The sequence below is a fragment of the Streptomyces sp. NPDC057877 genome (assembly GCF_042796855.1).
Lineage (GTDB): Bacteria > Actinomycetota > Actinomycetes > Streptomycetales > Streptomycetaceae > Streptomyces.
Genome location: NZ_JBHVMS010000005.1, coordinates 582,164 through 602,966, shown reverse-complemented (window position 1 = coordinate 602,966; position 20,803 = coordinate 582,164). Strand labels below are relative to the sequence as shown.

At 69.5% G+C, this 20,803-nt stretch carries 11 protein-coding genes; 8 read left to right on the top strand and 3 right to left on the bottom strand.

Going from position 1 to position 20,803, the window contains the following annotated elements; all coding sequences use genetic code 11:
• Positions 1-220 precede the first annotated feature (220 nt).
• The 3 genes from ACFVQG_RS17720 (at position 221) to ACFVQG_RS17710 (ending at position 12,691) form a co-directional block, all read left to right on the top strand.
• Positions 221-5,503 (top strand): DEAD/DEAH box helicase, encoded by a 5,283-nt coding sequence (locus ACFVQG_RS17720; RefSeq protein WP_383383284.1) that lies wholly within the window; start codon positions 221-223, stop codon positions 5,501-5,503.
• Between the two features lie 76 nt (positions 5,504-5,579).
• On the top strand, positions 5,580-8,531 hold the full coding sequence (locus tag ACFVQG_RS17715; protein WP_383383281.1) for a helicase-related protein: 2,952 nt from the start codon (positions 5,580-5,582) through the stop codon (positions 8,529-8,531).
• Complete coding sequence (locus ACFVQG_RS17710) at positions 8,528-12,691, top strand: Eco57I restriction-modification methylase domain-containing protein (protein WP_383383279.1); 4,164 nt, start codon at positions 8,528-8,530, stop codon at positions 12,689-12,691. Before ACFVQG_RS17715 ends, ACFVQG_RS17710 begins: the two co-directional genes overlap by 4 nt.
• Before the next feature lie 24 nt (positions 12,692-12,715).
• Here the strand turns inward: ACFVQG_RS17710 and ACFVQG_RS17705 are convergent, their stop codons facing one another.
• Positions 12,716-12,919, bottom strand: a complete 204-nt coding sequence (locus ACFVQG_RS17705; RefSeq protein ID WP_383383276.1) for a DUF397 domain-containing protein — start codon at positions 12,917-12,919, stop codon at positions 12,716-12,718.
• On the bottom strand, positions 12,916-13,791 hold the full coding sequence (locus tag ACFVQG_RS17700; RefSeq protein ID WP_383383273.1) for a Scr1 family TA system antitoxin-like transcriptional regulator: 876 nt from the start codon (positions 13,789-13,791) through the stop codon (positions 12,916-12,918). The genes ACFVQG_RS17705 and ACFVQG_RS17700 overlap by 4 nt, the downstream gene beginning before the upstream one ends.
• 163 nt (positions 13,792-13,954) lie before the next feature.
• Here ACFVQG_RS17700 and ACFVQG_RS17695 point away from each other — a divergent pair, with 163 nt between their 5' ends.
• The 5 genes from ACFVQG_RS17695 to ACFVQG_RS17675 all read left to right on the top strand — a co-directional run bounded on the left by ACFVQG_RS17695 (position 13,955) and on the right by ACFVQG_RS17675 (position 18,109).
• Complete coding sequence (locus ACFVQG_RS17695; protein ID WP_383383270.1) at positions 13,955-14,428, top strand: ATP-binding protein; 474 nt, start codon at positions 13,955-13,957, stop codon at positions 14,426-14,428.
• A gap of 102 nt (positions 14,429-14,530) precedes the next feature.
• Complete coding sequence (locus ACFVQG_RS17690) at positions 14,531-15,601, top strand: ParA family protein (RefSeq protein ID WP_383383267.1); 1,071 nt, start codon at positions 14,531-14,533, stop codon at positions 15,599-15,601.
• Positions 15,598-16,146, top strand: coding sequence for a hypothetical protein (locus ACFVQG_RS17685; RefSeq protein ID WP_383383264.1), 549 nt, complete (start codon positions 15,598-15,600; stop codon positions 16,144-16,146). Before ACFVQG_RS17690 ends, ACFVQG_RS17685 begins: the two co-directional genes overlap by 4 nt.
• Before the next feature lie 242 nt (positions 16,147-16,388).
• Positions 16,389-17,351 carry a DNA-processing protein DprA gene (locus ACFVQG_RS17680; protein ID WP_383383261.1) on the top strand — a complete coding sequence of 321 codons (963 nt, stop codon included), beginning with the start codon at positions 16,389-16,391 and terminating at the stop codon, positions 17,349-17,351.
• A 233-nt stretch (positions 17,352-17,584) separates the two neighbouring features.
• Positions 17,585-18,109 carry a ComF family protein gene (locus ACFVQG_RS17675; protein ID WP_383383258.1) on the top strand — a complete coding sequence of 175 codons (525 nt, stop codon included), beginning with the start codon at positions 17,585-17,587 and terminating at the stop codon, positions 18,107-18,109.
• Between the two features lie 35 nt (positions 18,110-18,144).
• On the opposite strand, the gene ACFVQG_RS17670 is transcribed toward ACFVQG_RS17675, so the two are convergent.
• Positions 18,145-20,763 carry a DUF262 domain-containing protein gene (locus ACFVQG_RS17670; RefSeq protein WP_383383255.1) on the bottom strand — a complete coding sequence of 873 codons (2,619 nt, stop codon included), beginning with the start codon at positions 20,761-20,763 and terminating at the stop codon, positions 18,145-18,147.
• Between the last annotated feature and the right edge of the window lie 40 nt (positions 20,764-20,803).

Sequence of the window (20,803 nt, the reverse complement as noted above, 5' to 3'; positions counted from 1 at the left end):
GGCCCGTCCCCTCCGTGTCCGTGCCCTGCCGCGCCCTGCCCGGGCTGGTGTCAGGGAGAGTGTGGCACGGCGGCGCTTCGAATGCTCCTCGGACGACGCTTTATTTGTTGACTGAGTTCACATGTTCTTGCTCTAATGGGGTGACGACGGGGCGGTTCGTCCCGTGTGCCTCACCCACTACGGTGATGCGTGGATTACGTCGGGAGCTAGTGAGGATCACGTGGACGTCTTCGAGGTGCACCGTCGGCTCATCCGGGACTACAAGGAGTACACGTCCGGATCGGTGGTGATCGACGACCCACGGATCGGCGAGCAGGTGTCCAAGTCCCTTGCCGACGGCGACCAGTGGCCCGACCCCTGGCTCTCGCTCAACCCGAGCTTCGCCAGCGGCGGCACCGTCGACCACCTCGCCGACGACCTCGGCCTCCTCCACCCCGAGTGCAAGCGGATCTTCCGCACCGGCAAGGACAAGCAAGGTGCGACGGTCCGTCCCATCCGCTTCCACCGGCACCAGCGTGACGCCATCGAGGCCGCCGACTCGAAGGACTCGTACGTCCTGACGACTGGCACCGGCTCCGGAAAGAGCCTCGGCTACATCGTGCCCATCGTCAGCCGCATCCTGCGCGAGAAGCGGCCTGGCGACCCCCCGAGCATCAAGGCGATCATCGTCTACCCGATGAACGCCTTGGCCAACAGCCAGCGGGGCGAGCTGAAGAAGTTCCTCACCGCCGGATACGGCGAGGGCAACGAGCCCGTCACGTACGCCCGCTACACCGGCCAGGAGAAGCAGTCCGAGAAGGACGCGGTCCTCGACACGCCACCGGACATCCTGCTCACCAACTACGTGATGCTGGAACTGATGCTCACCCGCCCCGAGGAGCGCAAGCAGCTCATCGGCCGGGCCAAGGGCCTGCGCTTCCTCGTCCTGGACGAACTGCACACCTACCGCGGCCGTCAGGGCGCCGACGTCGCCCTGCTGGTCCGGCGCGTGCGGGAGGCGTGCGAGTCGCCCGCCCTGCAGTGCGTCGGCACCTCCGCCACCATGTCCACCAAGGGCACCCCCGCCGCCCGCCGCCGTGATGTCGCCGAGGTCGCCTCCACGCTCTTCGACACGGAGATCTCCCCGGACCGGGTGGTGGGCGAGACCCTGGTCCGCGCGACCGGCGAGAAGCCCCCCACGCGTGCCGAACTCGCCGCCTGTGTAAGCGAGAACAACCCGCCGCTGGAGTACGACGCACTGAAGGCCGACCCGCTGGCCCGCTGGGTCGAGACCGCCTTCGGTCTCACCGAGACCACCGACGAGGACGGCACCCGCCTGCTGGTGCGTGCCAAACCCACCACCGTGGAACTCGCCGCGCGTGCCCTGCGCGAGGACGCCTTCGACGTCCCGCGCGACGCGCCCGACGACGAGCGGTACACCGCCTGCGCCCAGGCCATCCGGTCCACGCTCCGGGCCGGCACGAAGGCCCGCGACGCTGACGACCGCGCGCTGTTCGCGTTCCGCCTCCACCAGTTCCTTTCCAAGGGCGGCTCGGCATACGTCTCCCTGGAGCCGGCGGACAGCCGCCACATCACCCGCACCTACCAGCAGCGGGTGCCCGGAGAGCCGGAGAAGCTCCTGCTGCCGCTGTCCTTCTGCCGCGAGTGCGGTCAGGAGTACCTCACCGTGGCCCGCGAGCAGAGCGACGACGGCACGGTCTCCTTCCGCACCCGTGAGGACGCGGACGACGAACAGGGCTACCTCTACCTCTCGGCCTCCAACCCGTGGCCCGAGCGTGTCACGGACGCGATCGACCAGCGCCGCTTCCCCGACAGCTGGCTCACCCTCGACCCGAAGAAGGGCACGCCCGTCCTCACCACGAGCCGCAAGAAGCGCGCCCCGCAGCCGGTGTGGGTGAGGCCCGACGGCACGGCGGTGAACAAGGACGGGGACGCCCTGTACGCCGCCTACGTACCCGCCCCGTTCCTGTTCTGCCTGGAGTGCGGGGTCAGCTACGAGCAGGTCAGGGAGCGCGACTTCGCCAAGCTCATGACGCTCGACCAGGAGGGCCGCTCCACCGCCACCTCCGTCGTCAGCGCCTCCATCGTCCGCCACCTCAAGAGCCTGCCCGCGGACGAACTCGACGAGGACGCACGCAAACTGCTCACCTTCGTCGACAACAGGCAGGATGCCAGCCTGCAGGCGGGGCACTTCAACGACTTCGTCATGGTCACCCAGCTGCGCGGCGCCCTCTACCGCGCCATGCTGAAGGCGGGAGAGGCGGGCCTGCGCTGGAAGCGGCTGGGCGAGGAGGTCGTGGCCGCCATGGGACTGGCCCGTCACGAATACGCCAACAACCCCACCGAGGTGGAGGCGCTCGCCGAGGAGACGCTGAGCGCCCTGGCCCAGGTGGCCGAGTACCGGCTCTTTCTCGACCTGGAGCGCGGCTGGCGAGTCACCATGCCCAACCTGGAGCAGACCGGTCTGCTGGGCCTGGAGTACGCGGGGCTCGACCAGATCGCCCAGGACGAGGAGCGCTGGCAGCGTGCCGCCGGGCCGCTGCGCACCGCGACTCCGGCGACCCGGCTCGACCTGGCGCGCGTTCTCATGGACGAACTGCGCCGCCAGCGCGCCGTGGACACCCCGTACTTCACCGAGGCCAAGTTCAACGAGCTGCGCAAGGAGTCCGCCAAGCTCAACGACGCCTGGGCCATCGCGGAGACCGAGGCCGCGCCCCCCGCGCCCGGCGTCGCGGTGGCCCGCTCCGGCCGGCCCGGCCGCTCCGGGCGCACCCGCAGCGAGCTGAACCTCACCGGCCGCACCGCCTTCGGCCGCCACGTCCGCAAGTCGGAGACCTTCCCGGACTGGAACCACGATCTCTCCCTCGACGACGCCCAGGACGTGATCCGCGACCTGCTCGACATCCTCGCCGACGGCGGCGTCCTGAGCCGGGTCACCCAAGGTCGTGGCGAGGACCCCGGCTACCAGATCCACCACCCGGTGATCCGCTGGCACGCCCGCGACGACGAGCACGGCGCGGTGGACCGGCTGCGCCGCACCTACCGCACCGGCCGGGGACCCCGCGTCAACGCCTTCTTCAAGGGCCTGTACAGGGAGGTCGCGTCCACCTTCGCCGGACTGCACGCCGCCGAGCACACCGCCCAGGTCCATCCCGAGGTCCGTGAGGAACGGGAGCACCTGTTCAGCAAGGGGCTGCCGCTGCCCCTGCTGTACTGCTCGCCGACGATGGAGCTCGGTGTCGACATCGCCAGCCTCAACGCCGTCAACCTCCGCAACGTCCCGCCGACCCCCGCGAACTACGCCCAGCGCTCCGGCCGCGCGGGCCGCTCGGGCCAGCCCGCCCTGGTCACCACGTACTGCGCGACCGGCAACAGCCACGACCAGTACTACTTCAACGGCCGCTCCGACCAGATGGTCGCCGGCACTGTGGCGCCGCCCCGCCTCGACCTGGCCAACGAGGACCTGCTCGCGTCGCACGTGCACGCCATCTGGCTCGCCGAGACCGGCCTGGAACTCGGCCGCACCATGACCAGGATCCTCGACACCGACGGCAAGACCCCCTCGCTGGAGCTGCTGACCGGAGTACGGGAGCAGATCGGTCGCCCGGCCGCCCAGCAGCGCGCCCTGGTACGGGCCCGCACCGTCCTCGCGGGCTGCGTCGACGCCCTGCGCGAGACGTCCTGGTGGCACGAGCAGTGGCTGGAGGACACCGTCACCAAGGCCCCCGGGCGTTTCGACGAGAAGTGCGGACGCTGGCGGAACCTGTACCGCAAGGCCCTGGAGGAGCGGGAGATCCAGCACGACAACATCCGCAACCGCACGGCGACCGGCCGCTCCCAGGCCCAGGCCGTCCGCCGCCGCGCCCAGGCGGAGAACCAGATCGCCCTCCTGGAGAACAGACAGGGAGGCGAGCGCACGGTGCTGTCCGACTTCTACCCGTACCGCTACTTCGCCTCCGAGGGCTTCCTGCCCGGCTACTCCTTCCCCCGGCTGCCACTCGCCGCGTACATCCCCGGCACCGGCCGCACCAGCCGCGGCTACGAGGGCGACTACCTCCAGCGGTCCCGCTTCATCGCGATCCGCGAGTTTGGGCCGGGCGCGCTGATCTACCACGAGGGCAGCCGTTTCAAGGTGGACCGGGTGCAGCTTCCCCCGGACACCAGCGGCGAACTGACCACCGAGAGCGCCAAGGTGTGCCAGAGCTGTGGCTATCTGTCCCCCGAGGAACAGCGCGAGGACACCTGCCTGGGCTGCGGCAGCGCGTACGGAGACCCCCGCACCGGGCTGCTGCACCTGCACACGGTCTTCACCCACCGCCGCGACCGGATCTCCTCCGACGAGGAGGAGCGCCAGCGCACGGGGTACGCGGTGGAGATCTCCTACCGTTTCAAGCAGCACGACGACGGCCGGGACGGTTCACTGCGCGCCGAGGCGAAAGCCGCGGCCGGCCGCCTCCTCGCCGAGCTGGTCTACGGCGACAGTGCCACCGTCCGGCTGACCAACCTGGGCTACCGCCGCTCGGTCGCCAAGGGCGAGATCGGCTTCTGGCTCGACCCGGTCACCGGCCAGTGGCTGGCCGGCTCCACCGGCAGGCCCGGCACGAGCGCGCCCGGACGGGAGACCCCGGTGGAGGACGAGGGCCTCGCCGACGCGGAGAAGGCCGTGCGCAAGATCCCCGTCATCCCGTACGTCCAGGACACCCGCAACATCCTGGTCCTCAAGCTCGCGGCCCCCGTCGACAAGGACACCGCGATCACCCTCCAGTACGCGCTGGAGCGGGGCATCGAGGCCGAGTTCCAGCTGGAGGACTCCGAGCTGGACACCGAGGAGCTGCCGCCGCACGACGGTCCCCGCGAGCGGCTGCTGTTCATCGAGAGTGCCGAGGGCGGCGCGGGCGTCCTGCGCCGCCTCCAGGCCGAGCCCGACGCGCTCGCCCGCGCCGCCCGCCGGGCCCTGGAGATCGCGCACTTCGACCAGGTCGGGCGCGACCGGGGAGCCGAGAAGCGCAACGGAGACCCGTGCGAGAAGGGCTGCTACGACTGCCTGCTCTCCTTCGGCAACCAGCGCCACCACCGGATGATCGACCGCCACCTGGTGAAGCAGTTGCTGATGGACTTCGCGGGCGGCGAGGTCGGCTCCAGCCACGCGGGCCGCACCCGCGACGAGCACGCCGACGCGCTCATCAAGGGCGCCGACTCCTCCCTGGAGGAGCGGTTCGTCGCCTACCTGAGGACCCACGGCCACCGCCTGCCCGACCAGCAGCAGGTGAAGCTGAGCGCGGCCCTGTCCAAGCCGGACTTCGTCTATGAGACCTCCTTCGGTCCGGTAGCGGTCTTCGTCGACGGCCCGCACCACGACCACGCCGAGACGACGCTGCGCGACGAGGAGGCCGCCGAGCGGCTGAAGGAGATCGGCTGGGAGGTCATCCGCATCCGCTACGACGACGACTGGTCGAAGGCCGTCGCCGACTACCCTTCTGTGTTCGGCGAAGCGCGCCGCTGACACGGGGAACGAAGGGCGGACCCTATCGGCCGCCCTCCGTCCCGACCCTTTCCCGTCCTGACCTCGGAAGGCCCGCATGACCACCGCCGCCCAGCCGTCCCGGCAGTACGCCGTCGGCTCCCTCGTCCACGCCCGGGGCCGTGAGTGGGTCGTGCTGCCCGACTCCACACCCGACCTGCTCGTCCTGCGCCCCCTCGGCGGCGCCGATGACGACATCGCGGGCGTCCTGCCCGGCCTGGAGACCGTGGTCCCCGCCACCTTCGCCCCGCCCACCCCTTCCGACCTCGGCGATCAGCAGGCGGCCAGGCTGTTGCGCACCGCCCTGCGCATCGGCTTCCGCTCCGGCGCGGGCCCCTTCCGGGCCCTCGCCTCGATCGCCGTCGACCCGCGCCCGTACCAGCTGGTCCCCCTGCTGATGGCGCTGCGCCAGGACACCGTACGGCTGCTGATCGCCGACGACGTCGGCATCGGCAAGACCGTGGAGGCCGGGCTGATCGCCGCCGAGCTGTTGGCGCAGGGCGACGCCCGGGGCCTGGTCGTGCTGTGCTCGCCCGCTCTGGCAGAGCAGTGGAGGGCCGAGTTGTACGGCAAGTTCGGCGTCGACGCCCGCCTCGTGCTGCCGTCCACCATCGGCCGCCTGGAGCGCGAGACCCCGTACGGCCACTCGGTGTTCCGACCCGACGGCGCGTACGTCGTCTCCACCGACTTCATCAAGTCCCCCCGCCACCGCGAAGACTTCCTTCGCAACTGCCCCGACCTGGTGATCGTCGACGAAGCGCACTCCTGCGTCTCCGACACCACGGTCGGCGCGTCCGCCCGCTCGTCCCAGCAGCGGTACGCACTGCTGCGCGCCCTCGCCGACCGGACCGACCGTCACCTCCTGCTGGTCACGGCCACTCCGCACAGCGGCAAGGAGGAGCCCTTCCGCCGCCTGATCGGCCTGCTCGACGACCGCCTGGCCGCCGTGCCCCTCGACACCGACGCGGGCCGCAGGCTGCTCGCCGAGTTCTTCGTGCAGCGCCGCCGCGCCGACATCCGCGAGGACTTCCAGGACGGCGCCCACTTCCCGTCCTCCCGGGACACCGCCGAGACCGCCTACACCCTGCACCGCGACTACAAGAGGCTCCTCGACGAGGTCCTGTCGTACGCCCGCGAGACCGTACGCGCGGCGGACGGCGCCCTCCAGCAGCGTCAGCGTTGGTGGTCCACCCTCGCCCTGCTGCGTACCCTGTCCTCCTCCCCGGCCGCCGCGGTGCAGTCCCTGAACACGCGCGCCGGAGTCGAGGAGGCGGACACCCCCGCCGAGGCGGACCGCACGGGGGAGCGCACCGTCTCCGACCCGGCCGACAGCGAGACCCCCGAGTCCGCGGACGCGGTACCGGGCACACGGCTGCCCGCGGCCGCCGCCGATGACGGCGACAGTGAGGTCGACGACGAGGAGAGGGCCCGTCTGATCGCGATGGTGGAGTCGGCCAAGAAGCTCTACGGCCCGACCCGCGACGCCAAGCTGAAGAAGCTGATCACAACCGTCTCCGACCTCCTCGACCAGGGCTACCGCCCCATCGTCTTCTGCCGCTACATCGCGACCGCCGACTACGTGGCGGACCACCTCAAAAAGGTGCTCAACAAGAAGGGCACGGAGCACCCGGTCGCGGTCGCCTCCGTCACCGGCGAACTCTCGCCCGACCAGCGTGTCACCCGCATCGCCGAGCTGACCGGCACCGACGAGGAAGGCAACCCCGCGCCCGAGCGCCGCGTCCTGGTCGCCACCGACTGCCTCTCAGAGGGTGTCAACCTCCAGGAGTCCTTCGACGCGGTCCTCCACTACGACCTCGCGTGGAACCCGACCCGCCACGAGCAGCGCGAGGGCCGCGTCGACCGCTTCGGCCAGCGCACCGACGTCGTCAAGGCGCTCACCCTGTACGGTGCCGACAACCCCGTGGACGGCATCGTCCTCAACGTCCTGCTGCGCAAGCACGAGCGCATCCGCCGTGTCACTGGCATCTCCGTGCCCGTGCCGCAGGAGTCCGAGAGCGCCATGCAGGCGGTCTTCGAGGGCCTGATCCTGCGCGGCGAGCGGTCGGCATACGAGCAGGAGGGGCTGTTCGCGCAGGAGGACGTGGCCGAGCAGCTGGAGATCGCCTGGCAGTCCTCCGCCGAGCGGGAGAAGCGCCACCGCTCCCGGTACGCCCAGCTCACCATCAAGAAGGACGAGGTCGCCGCCGAGGTCGACGAGATCCGCGCCGCGCTTGGTACCGGCGAAGAGGTAAGGGACTTCACCCGCCGCGCCCTGAGCGCCCTGCGCGGTATGCCCGCCCCCACGAAACAGGGCGGCTTCACCGCGCACACCGACGCCCTCCCGCAGGGCCTGCGGGACACCATCGCGCACGCGCTCGGCCCCCGACACCCCCGCCCGGTCGTCTTCCACGACGCCCCCAGCGCCCCGCGCGGCGAGGCCGCTCTCACTCGCACCGACCCGGTGGTGGCCGCCGTCGCCCGCTTCGTCCTCGACGCGGCCCTCGACGACGTCGGCAAGGTCCCCGAGTGGCAGCGCCCGGCCCGCCGCTGCGGAGTCGTCCGTACGACGGCCGTGGAGCGGAACACCACGCTCCTGCTGGTGCGTCACCGCTTCCAGCTGAACCTGCCCGCCCGCGACGGCTCGGTGCGCGAGCAGCTCGCCGAGGACGCACGCGTGGTCGCCTACCGCGGCAAACCCGACGCCCCCGACTGGCTGCCGGAGGACGAGGCGCTGGCCCTCCTCGACGCCCGCGCCACGCAGAACACCGACCCGAAGTTCGCCACCGAGCACATCGCCGGGATCCTGGCCGCCCTCTCGGCGATCATGCCCGAACTGCGGGCCCAGTCGGCCGAGTTGGGCCGCACTCTGGAAGCCTCGCACCGCAGGGTCCGCACCGCCTCCCGCGCCCGCCTCGCGGGCCTCAAGGTCGTCCCGCAGGGTGACCCGGACATCCTGGGCGTGTACCACTACCGCCCGGCCCCGACGTTCCCCCAGGGAGTGGGCGCATGAGCACCGCCAGGACCCTCGTCACCGACACCGTCGCCACCGTCGGCGGTCTCCTGCCGTACGACCTCCTGGTCCGCATCAAGGAGGGCAAGGAGCAGACCGGCTCCAAGCCCGCCGACTACCGCCTGTACGCCAAGGGCGACTCGGTACGGGACGCCGCTGAGCGCTCCTGGGGCTACCTGCGAGGCGTGTGGGCCGCCTACCAGGACGCCCTGGCCCGCGACGGCGCCGACGCCGACCCCGGCGTGCACGCGGTCGGCGTCACCACCGAACGCTGGCTGCTGCCCCTCTTCGAGCAGCTCGGTTTCGGCGCCCTCGCGCCCGTCCCCGCGCCCGGCCTGCCCTCCCACGACCGTGAGAAGGACTTCGAGGTCAGCCACCACTGGGCGCACGTCCCCGTCCACCTCACCGGCTGGAACGTCCCCCTCGACACGCGCACCACCGAACTGGCCAAGCAGGCCCCCCAGTCGATGGTGCAGGAGTACCTCAACCGCTCGGCGGACTCCACCCTCTGGGGGGTCCTCTCCAACGGCCGCCAGCTGCGCCTGCTGCGCGAGTCCGCGTCCCTCACCGGCGCCGCGTTCATCGAGTTCGACCTCCGGGCGATCTTCGACGGCGACCGCTCCGACGACTTCGTGCTCCTGTGGCGCCTGCTGCACCGCACCCGTTTCGAGCCCCGCGCCGAGGGCGAGCCCGCCGCGACCTGCCCCCTGGAGAAGTGGCGCACCGAGGCCATCGACTCCGGCACCCGCGCCTTGAAGGAACTCCGCAAGGGCGTCGAGAAGGCCCTGACCGTGATCGGCACGGGGCTGATCGCCCACCCCGACAACGCCGCCCTGCGCGACGCCCTGCGCACCCGCGACAAGAACGTCCGCGACGACCTCCACCCCGCCCTGCTGCGCCTCGCCTACCGCCTGCTGTTCCTCTTCGTCACCGAGGACCGCGACCTGCTCCTGCACCCCGACGCCACCGAGCGGGCCCGCGACACGTACGAGAAGTACTTCTCCACGGCCCGCCTGCGCCGCGTCGCCCGCCGCACCGGCACCCTGCACGGCGACCAGTGGCAGGCGTTGCAGCTGGTCATCAAGGGCCTCGGCACACCGGGAGGCCGCCCCGAGCTCGGGCTCCCGGCCCTGGGCGGCCTGTTCGAGCCCACCGCCACGGACGCGGTCCTGGACGGCCTCAGCCTGTCCAACCAGTCCCTGTACGAGGCCGTACGCGCCCTGTCCGAGGTGTACGACGCCAAGCTCGGCCGCCCCCGCAAGGTCGACTACCGCCACCTCGGCGCCGACGAGCTGGGCTCGGTCTACGAGTCCCTGCTCGAACTGGAGCCGCGCCTCGGCGAGGGCAACGAGTACGTCCTGGCCAAGTTGGACGGCAACGACCGCAAGACGTCCGGCTCCTACTACACCCCGTCCCCCCTCATCGACTGCCTGCTCGACTCCACCCTGGACCCGGTGATCGAGCAGGCGGTCAAGTCCGGTACGACGAAGAAGGAGCGCGAGGACGCGCTGCTCGCCCTGACGGTGTGCGACCCCGCCTGCGGCTCCGGCCACTTCCTGGTCGCCGCCGCCCGCCGTATCGCCCGCCGCCTCGCCGAGATCCGCACCGACGACCCCGAACCGAGTGCCGAGGACGTCCGGCACGCGCTGCGTGACGTGGTCGCGCGGTGCGTGTACGGCGTCGACCTCAACAAGATGGCCGTGGAGCTGGCGAAGGTGTCGTTGTGGATCGAGGCGATGGAGCCGGGCCGTCCGCTCACGTTCCTCGACGCCCACATCAAGCACGGCAACGGCCTGCTGGGCACCACACCGAAGCTGCTGGGCGAGGGCCTGCCCGACGACGCGTTCAAGCCGTTGGAGGGCGACGACTCCAAGCACGTCACCGACCTGAAGAAGCGCAACGCGGCGGAGCGGACCGCGTGGAAGGTAGCGCTGCGCCACGGGGCGAACCAAGATGCCCTGTTCGCGGAGGAGGAGGTGCTGGCCGAGTCCAACGCGGAGTTCGGCGAGAAGGTCTCGGCGATCACCGGGACGGACTCGCTGGAACTGGAGGACGTCCAGAACCAGGCCAAGGCGTACCGCGAGCTGACCACGTCCCGGGACTACACCCGCGCGGTGGAGCTGGCCGACGCGTGGTGCGCGGCGTTCGTCTGGAAGAAGACGAAGATGGCGACGCCGCCCGCGCTGACGACGCAGTCACTGCTGACCCTGCACTCCGAGGGCGGCGGCGCGAGCCTGCCCGACGGTACGTTGAAGCACATCAAGGATCTGCGGGAGGAGTACCGGTTCTTCCACTGGCACCTGGAGTTCCCGGAGGTGTTCCGGGTTCCGGCGGATGTGAATGCGCCGGGCGTGGACCAGCGGACCGGGTGGAAGGGCGGGTTCAGTTGTGTGCTGGGGAATCCGCCGTGGGAGCGGGTCAAGCTCCAGGAACAGGAGTTCTTCGCCACCCGTGACGAGAAGATCGCGAAGGCCGCGAACAAGGCGGCCCGCGAGCGCATGATCGACGCGCTGGCCGAGAGCGAGGAGGAAGCGGACCGCACGCTGCACGCCGAGTTCATCGACGCGCGCCGCCTCTCCGAGGGTGTCAGCCACCTGTTGCGCGGCTCGGGCCGCTTCCCGCTGGCCGGACGGGGCGACGTCAACACGTACGCCGTCTTCGCCGAGGCCGCCTCCCTGGGCATCGCGCCGACGGGGCGGTTGGGCCTGGTCCTGCCGACGGGCATCGCCACCGACGCGACGACGGCGCCGTTCTTCTCCGACCTGGTGCGTACGGCGCGGCTCGCGTCGTTCCTCGACTTCGAGAACGAGGCGTTCATCCTCAGCCGGGACGTGCACCACTCGGTGCGCTTCTCCCTGCTCACGGTCACCGGCGTCGGTACGCGCGTCGATGAGGCGTCCTTCGCCTTCGGCACCCGGTACATGGAGGACCTGGACGGTCGGCGGTTCGCCATGCCTCCGGAGGAGATCCTGCTGGTCAACCCCAACACGGGCACGCTCCCGGTGTTCCGCACCCGGCGGGACGCGGAGATCACCCTCGGGATCTACCGCCGGGTCCCGGTGCTGATGAAGGAGCCGGACGAGAACGGCTGGGGCGGGACCAACCCGTGGGGTCTGACGTTCATGACCATGTTCCACATGTCGAACGACTCCCACCTGTTCAAAGGCAAGCAGGAACTGGTTGACGACGGCTGGCAGTTGACCGGCAACGTCTTCGCGCGCATCGATGAGGAAGGGAAGACGCGCCGCTATCTCCCGCTGTACGAGGCGAAGATGCTCCACCACTTCGACCACCGCCTCGGCACGTACGAGGGCCAGACCCAGGCCCAGGCTAACGTCGGCACCCTGCCGCGCGTGACGCCGGAACAGCACGACGACCCCGACTTCGCGCCGCTGCCCCGGTATTGGGTGCCGGAGTTCGATGTGGACTCGGGCAAGCGGGACAAGAAGCTGAACCCGATCATGTGGCCAGGGGTCAAGTCGCGGCTGGCGGACAAGGATTGGTACGAGGACTGGCTGCTGGGGTGGCGTGACATCTGCCGGACCTCGGATCGCCGCACCATGATCAACACTGCTCTGCACCGCACCGCCGTTCCTGACGGCACGTTGTTGATGTTGCCTTCCTTCGGCAATCCCGCGCTGCTCCAAGCGTCGTTGTCCTCGTACGTGCTCGACTTCGTAGCGCGTCAGAAGTTCAGCGGTACACACCTGAAGTTCTTCACGGTCTACCAGCTTCCAGTGCCCAGCCCTGAGACGGGCGAGCAGCCGTGTGCATGGAGCAGGGGCGAAACAGTGGCTGAGTGGGTTGCCGTGAGAGTGGCGGAACTTGTTTACACCGCCTGCGACATGGAGGCTTTCGCAAGAGCCATCAGTGCCGAGGGGCGTCCGTTCCGGTGGGATGAGGATAGGCGCGGATTGCTGCGTGCAGAGCTGGACGCTGCCTTCTTCCACCTATACGGATTGGCCCGCGACGATGCGGAGTACGTCATGGACACGTTCTCGCGCCTCAAAAGCGATGAAGAGGCCGCCCATGGTGGTTACCGCACCAAGAACCTCATCCTCGACATCTACGACCGCATGGGGGAGGCGCGCGCAACCGGCGGCGAGTACCGAACCGTACTGGACCCGCCGCCGGGGAAGGGGCCACGTCACGCGGCCTGAGCGCCGTAGCCTCGGGTGGGTCGGTCAGAGCCCGTCCCGCCCGAGGTCCGCGACGAACCCGGCCCACGCGCCCCGCGTGAACGCGAGCTGCGGACCATCACCCGGTTCCTTGGAGTCCCGTACGCGGACGGCCGTCCGGTTGGCGGCGACCTCGACGCACGCACCCCCTTCGCCGCTGCTGTAGGTGCTCTTGAACCACTCCAGCCTTATTGGCTGTTCGGCGTTCATCGGTCTCCCAGCATCTTCTTGATCAGGGTCAGTGACTCTTCTGGCGTGAGCGCCTGCGCCCTGATGCTGCCGTAGCGTGCGGCAAGAATACGGACCTCGTCCGGGTCGGTGATCAACCGGCTGATGTGCTGCACCTCCAGATAGGCCACCTGTGGCTTGCCCTTCGGCGTGAGCAGAATGAACGGCCCGCCCAGGCTGGGGTGCTCCTTGCGGTCCATCGGCAGCACCTGGAGTTCGACACTGCGTAGTCCGCCGAACCTCAGCAGCGCTTCAAGTTGCTCGCCATGAACGTCCCACCCGCCGAGCGGGCGGCGCAAGACTGACTCCTCGATGGTGAACGTCGTGAACGGCGGCGGCCAACGCTTGAAGATCTCCTGACGGTCCAACCGTGCGGCCACACGCTGTTCGACGGTCTCCTCGTCCAACAAGGGTTGCCGAGACCGGAACACCACCTGAGCGTGCGCCTTGGTCTGCAAGAGTCCGGGAACGGCGAGCGCGCTGTAGTCGTGGATCTCAACCGCCTCCGCCTCCAACCGCGCATAATCCCGGAACCACTCCGGATGCCGCACCCTCCTCCTCGCCTTCGCCCGCTCCACATCCTCCGCAGCCGAAGCCAGCAGCCCCCCACACCCCAGCAACTCATCCACCGCGACCAGAAGGTCAGGCTGAGGCGTCCGCCGCCCCCGCTCGGCAGAGGAGATCGTCTCCTCCCCGTACCCGAGCCGGTCGCCCAGCTCCCTCTGGCTCATCCCGGCCCGTACCCGAGCGACCTTGATCTGCCGCCCGAGTGCCCGGAACAGGTCGGCCACCTCGTCCGTACCGTCCGCCTCACCGCCGATGGGAACCCCCGAACCGCCCGCCCGTGCCACCATTCCGTACCACCGCCCACTTCCGTCGCACCAGGGGCGAACCGCCGAACATCCGGCCAGGTCACGGCCGTACGCCCGTACATCCCGCCTCCCACACCGGGACAGTCACCCTCCGTACCGCCTCGCACCCTCCACACAGTAGAAGCACTCCGTCACGCTCGGTGAGGTGATCCAGCAAACCGTCACCGTCACCGGTGAACCGAGCGACACCATCCACCACTTCCACCTCACGTTCCCCACCAACAGACACGGCGCCCACACCGCCCGCCACGCCGCCGAACGCTGGCTCGCTGACCAGCAGGACTGCCCGGAGGTCGCGGCGGACGAAGAGGACGCGGCCACGGCCTCCCTCCTCATCGCGGAACTCACCGCGAACGCTGCCCTGCACGGCAGCGCGCCGGGCCGCCACGCCCGCCTGGCCCTGACCCTTACGGCCGACACCCTGCGCATCGAGGTCACGGACGCCCGGGGTGACCACCTGCCCCAACCGGCACCAGGCGGGGACGGCGAGTCCGGGCGCGGCCTGCTCCTCGTCGCCTCGCTTGCCGATGCCTGGGGATGCGAGCCCCACCACCTCGGCGGCAAGACGGTCTGGGCCGAGTACACCCGGCGCAAACCCGCGCTCAAAGGGGGCGCGTGAACTCAACTGCGCTTCCGCTCACCGAAGTTGAGCGTTGACCGTGATTGTGAACGGCCTTCACGATGAGCGGGAAATCGTGAAGGCCGTTCACGGGGAGATGTCATGGAAGACATGCCCGAGGCGGAGGACCAACTCGTCGGACTGTTCGAAGTGGCGGAGATGGCGGAGGTCGGTCGGACGGTCGTGGCGAATTGGCGCGCCCGTGACAAACACTTCCCCGTTCCCGTCGCGGACCTGCGGAGCGGGCCGGTTTTCCGGGCGAGTCAGATTCGGCGCTACCTCAAACGGAGGAAGAAGCACATGGCTCCCAAAGCCCATGTCATCTCGACCATCAATCTCAAGGGCGGCGTCGGGAAGACCACCACCACGGCCGGGCTCGCGGAGTTCCTCTCCGCGGAGTTCCGCAAGCGGGTCCTGGTGGTCGATCTCGACCCGCAGACCAATCTGACGACGGTCTTGATCGGGGAAGAGAGGTGGGAGCAGCTCAACGACGAGGGGTACACCCTGGCCACCCTGTTCAAGGACGCGCTCCGCCCCGAGGACGAGCCTTTGGAGTTCGACCTGGAGAAGACGCTCCAGCGCAATGTCTCATCGGTCGATGCGGTGACGAAGGTGGACCTCCTGCCTTCTTCGCTGGACCTCATCGACGTCCAGGATCGCCTGGCGTCCATGCCCAGGGGGCGTTTCCACGCCAACAACCCCACCGATCTCCTGCGCAAGGCGACCCGGAAAATCATTGATGACTATGACTACGTGCTCGTCGACTGTCCTCCCAACCTCGGAATCGTCACTCTGAACGGTCTGCGCATCTCGGAGGGATACATCATCCCGACCATTCCCGATGTCCTGTCCACCTACGGAATCCCGCAGATCCAGCGGCGTGTGCGGGCCTTCGCGGACGACCTGGGGGAGACCATCAACGAGATCGGGATCGTCATCACGAAATACAAGGCCAACTCGACGGTCCACTGGAACACCGTCAGGCGGCTTCAGGGCGACAAGAAGCTCCCCGCCGTACTGCCGACCTTCATCCCGGAGAAGAACGACATCGCCGGTTCGGCGGAGTTCGTCGGTCGCGGTACTTTGCGGCAGAAGTACGGGTACCAGGGCGGATTCGACGCTTTCCGTGCCATGACGCAGGAGTTCATCGAACTGGTCGAGGAGAAGGCGTGACCGAGCAGAGCGACAATCGGCCCGACGGCGGTGGTCTCCTGAGCGCCCAGGTGCGGGAGGCCGAGGAAGCTTTGATCAAGCTCGGCGCGTCCGACCCGGAGCTCGCAGCGACGCTCGCGCGTGTCCTCGGCGTGGTGGCGTCCGAAGCCGCACGCACGACCCGCTTCGCCAGAGCACTGGCCAAGGCGCTGACGCCTCCCGATCCGCAGACGGCGCCTCGGTCGGCCGAACGCCCGAGGCGTAGTCGGCGGGCTCCGGGGGTGATCGACCCGTTCGCGGTGTTCTCCGAAGCAGGCGAGACGGGACTCCGCTCAAGCCTGGGTGAGCTCGGCCTCGAACAGCTGCGGGACATCGTCTCCGAACACGGGATGGACCACGACCGGCTGGCGCTGAAGTGGAAGGACCCTCAGCGGGTCGTCGACCGCATCGTGGAACGCGTCGAATCGCGGACAGCCAAGGGGGCCGCCTTCCGGGGACGGCCGGAGCAGTCCGAACCGCGGCACGACGAAGCAGCCGACCAGGCAGCCGAGGACCCGTCGACATGAGGTGAGCCGGGCGCGACGAGCGGCCTCGCCCACGAGGGACCCGTATGGCGAGACGGTCTTGGCCCAGTGCCTCTGGCGGGCGCCCGCGACCCGGCAGTAACATGCGTGAGGAGAATAGAACGCGCGAGCTATTTTCTGTTCGACTCACGAGGGCCGCGCTGCCAGGTCATACTGAGGCAACGCGCCGAGAGGCCGGAACCAGACGCCCTGCGTCCTTCGAACATGTGCGACGGAGTAGAAGGATGAAGACGACGATCACGGACGAGCAGCACCGCCTGCTCCTGCTGTGTGCCCTCAGGCACGAGGGCGAGACGCTTGACTGGAAACTGCTGGCCAGGGTCGCGCAGAGGCCGGGCGGGCTCGATGAGCTGTACCGGGGACGGGTGCCCGAGAAGTCCAAGGCGGCCGTGAAGGCCGAGGAACTGCTGGGTGCGACGCTCGGCTCCCTCCACGACGAGGAGGCGAGGGTGGCCGCTGAGACGGAGGCCGCCGAGCGGGCCGGTGCCCGCCTGGTCACCGTCCTGGACGACGACTATCCGGCGAACCTGCGCCTGATCCCCGACCTGCCGCCCTTCCTGTGGGTCCGCGGGAACCTGGAGGACCGGGACGCCCGGTCCGTGGCCGTCGTCGGGACGCGTGACGTGAGCGAGGACGGACGCAGGCGGGCGGCTCGGATGGCCCGCGGGCTGGTCGAGCACTCGGTCGTGGTGACGTCCGGCCTGGCCCGGGGGGTCGACACCGCCGCCCACACGGCGACCCTCGACGCGGGCGGCCGGACGGTCGCCGTGATCGGCACGGGGATCGCCGCGCCCATGTACCCGGCGGAGAACGGGAGCCTCGCCGCACGGATCGTCGCCGAGGGCGGCGCCGTCGTCTCCCAGTTCTGGCCGACGTCCGGCCCGGCCCGCTGGACCTTCCCCCGCCGTAACGTCACCATGAGCGGCTTCACCCAGGGCACGGTCGTCATTGAGGCCGCCCGCACCTCGGGCGCGAAGATGCAGGCGCGCATCGCCTCCGAGCACGGCAAACGGGCATTCCTCCTGCGCTCTCTGGTCGCCGCCCAGCCCTGGGCGGCGAAGATGCTGGAGGAGGGGCGTGCGACCGTGGTCGACCAGCTGAGCGACGTACTGGAGGGGCTGGCCGGAGCGGAACAGATGCGCAAGGCGGGTGAGCAGCGCCAGCAACTCGCGCTGGCCATCCTGTGAGACGCGTCGAGGGACTCGAACCCCTCGGCTTCCCGCACTGCGCCCGCTGCCCGTACTACCTGGGCGGCAGCGCCTCCATCTGCGCCACCTGCGCCGCCCACTCCCTGGAACCCGTCCCCGACGCGCACTGCCCGGTGTGCAGCCAGGCCCTTGGAACTGCACGCCGCTGCTCCAATGCGTTATGCGAACTATCCCCGGACGAACGGGGGTTCAGTCGGGTCGACGCCATCGCGATGTTCTCGGGCGACCTGGAGAACGCGGTCCGGCGCCTGAAGTACGACGGGGCCTGGGGCTGGGCCACCATCTTCGGGCGCCTGGTCGTCGGGTGGATGGAGCGCAATCCGGACCGGATGGCCGACGTCGATTTAGTCGTCGGCAACCCCACTTGGACGGGGCGCACCCCGATCCAGCACATCGAGACGATCCTCGGGGCCGCCGCCGTCGAGGACACGGCTGGCCGCTGGCCTTTCCCGACGTCCCCGGTCCTGGTCAAGCCGGTGGACACCGAGCGCTCGGCCGGAAGGAACCGTGAGGCCAAGCGTCTCGCGGCCGCCGCCCACGCCAAGGCCATCCGCATCGAGCGCCGCCTACAGGACCGCACCATCCTCCTCTTCGACGACCTGTTCACCACCGGCCAGCAGATGCAGGCCGTCGCCCGCCTGTTACGCCAGGCGGGCGCGGCTGAGGTAAGGGGCCTTGTCCTCGCTCGCACCCCATGGCGAGGGGCGGACCGCCAAGGGGCACTCTTCGACTCATGACGATCGGCCGGGGTGCCTCCCCCTGAGTCCCAGTCTCAGTCTGTGTCCCGACTCTCCCAGCGCTCTCGGAACCACGTCAGAGCCTCGAGGAGCAGCTCACGGTTGCGGTCCTTCTCCAGTACGGACAACTGGAAGCTGGGGTCCGGCCCCGGCTGTCTGTCCTGGAGGTCGACACCCTCAAGTTCGTTGAGGCGCCTTAGGAAGTCGGCACGCAGGGCGCGGTCGGTGAACGCCTCCCCTCCGGTCAGGTGTTGGAGGCCGACGTGCGCCGAGGCGGCCCACCCGCCGCCCGGCATGAAGCTCAGCGGCGAGATCAAGCGACTCGGGGCGATCAGCTCACCCAGCATTAGGAAAGCGCTGCTCATGGTGTCGTTTCCCACCCAGCGGATCGAGCCGCCGAGTTCTTCCCAGTGGGCGAACAGCGCGCGTACCGCCTCCACGGTCTCGGGTGAGTCATGCGCTGCGAGGCGCCGGAAGAACCGCCTCTCGTCGGAGTTCTCCGCCACGAGCTGAGCGTAGAACTGGTCGGCGTGTGTCTCTTCTCCCTGATTCTCCGGTGTGCCCTGCGCCGTGTCCGCTTCGCCGTCGGCCTGGTCGTCTTCAGCGCCGCCGACCAGCACAGCGAGTTCGTCGGCGGAGAGGCGCTGGGCCGGATCGGCGCCACCGTTGGCCGTGAAGCGGACGCCGTCGGCAGTCAGCCGGGCGCGGACATCGCCTCCCACGTCGTGGGGTGTCCAGCGGAAACCGTCGGAGACCTTGCCCTCAGAGGTGAGGACCCGGTACGCGTTGGCCACCCCCGGCGTATTGGCCAGATGGCTGCCCACGGCCTGGGCGCCGGAGCCGATGAACGCCGCGAGGTCGCCGTACGACGTCCAGGTGCCGTGGGGGAGCGCCGCGAGCACCTGGTGGGCCAGGTTCCAGTCCCGGCTCCGCTCCGCTCGGCCGACTCCGCGCAGCGGAGCCGGCCACAGCGCGATCGCGCGGTCGGCGAGATCGTCGGCACGGGCGCGGATCTCGTCCGCGCCCCACCGCTTTGTGGCCGCGATGCGGCGGTTCATCTCCAGGTGGCTGCTCTGGAGGAGGTCCTGCTTGCGCTTGAAGGGGTGGTTGGACAGCTCGGAGTTGACCGCGGTGAGCGTCAGGTTCCCGAGCGTGTGCTGAAGCCGGGAGTGCAGGTCCTCCGCGCTCTCGCCGTCGACCACGTCCTCGCTCAGTATCCGAAGCCACTCGTCGCCCGGCGACTGCGGCATGACATGCTCGACGGTGAGTTGCGCGGCGGCGAAGTCGACCGGCTCGGGATGCTCGTAGCTCTCCTCCAGCCGCTGGAGCACCATCTTCCGCTGGTGCCCGCGTCCGAACTTGTAGAAGGGTGCTGTCCGGACCTTCTCGCGCAGCTCGTCGTCATCGGGCCAGAAGCGGTTCTCGGCGGAGAGGAGCTGATGCAGCCCGTCGGCGACGGGCATGTCGAACGGGAGCTGCCCAGGCACCGCCTGGAAGATCCTGTTGAGGTTGTTCGTCGGCACCCGGCACATCATGCGGCGTACCAGGAAGCTCTCGACGTACGACATCGCCCGAGCCGTGTCCGCGGAGTTCAGGTCTCCGCGCTCGCGCCGGTCGAGCAGCAGCATCAGGGCGGGGTAGGTGACCTGGGCCTGCCAGGTGTCCAAGCGGTGCAGATGGGCGCGGACGGCCGCGTTCGGTTCCTCTTGGGGGCGCAGCAACCGCCGGAAGAGGGCGCCGCGCCGGTACAACTCCGTGATGTACGCCTCGATCTCCGCCTCGCTGGCCTCACCGCGCTCGAAGCGCTGCTGCTGAGCCGCGTACAGGTCCTGGCGCCGGACCCTGTCGTCCCCGTTGAGTACCAGCTGAAGCCACATGAGCTGTTCCAGCTCGTCGTTGCTCAGACTGACCTGCAAGGGAAGCCAGTACGTCTCGTACACATGCTCACCGCGGGTGGGCAGCCGCATGAACAGGTAGTTGCGCAGCAGGTCGGCCTGGCTCAGCTTGAGGCCGGTGTTGTTGAGCGACTCGAAGATCCGGTGCACGTTGTCACCGCGCTCGGCGGTGACCGCCACCAGTGTCAGCCGGGACGTGATGGCCTGCTCGATGCGGAACACGTCCTGCGGGGCAGCCGGATCGGCAGCCTCGACCAGCTTACGGCGGAAGAAGCGGTAGGCCGCGGCGACGGCTCCGTCGGCGGCCTGCTCCGAGAGCGGCCCTCGAACGTACGCGGCGAACTGCGTACGGTCGGCTTGGGTCGGCAGCAGCCGGAAGTGATCGCTGCCGTTCTTCCGCTTGTTGATGAGGTATTCCTCGTCGATGCGTTCGGCCTCGTCCGGCACGGCGTCCGCTATGTGGTCGCGGATCGCGGCCAGGGCGAGTGAGAGCGTGGTCAGTCGCTGCTGACCGTCGACGACGAGCCAGCGGGGGAACGTTGCCTCGTTCTGCGGTGACGGCGCGAGAACTACGGACCCCAGGAAGTGCGTGCTCGCCTTCTCCCCGGACTCCAGCAGCTCGGCCTGCTCCAGGATGTCGCTCCACAACTGTCTGAGCTGCTTCTCCGTCCAGGAATACGTCCGCTGATAGAGCGGCACCTGGAACTGCTGGGCCCTCCCCTGCACGAGATCGGCGAACAGTGTTTCCTTCGCCTGCACGGCGTCCCCCTCGGTGATCGGACTGGTCGTAGCACCTGGG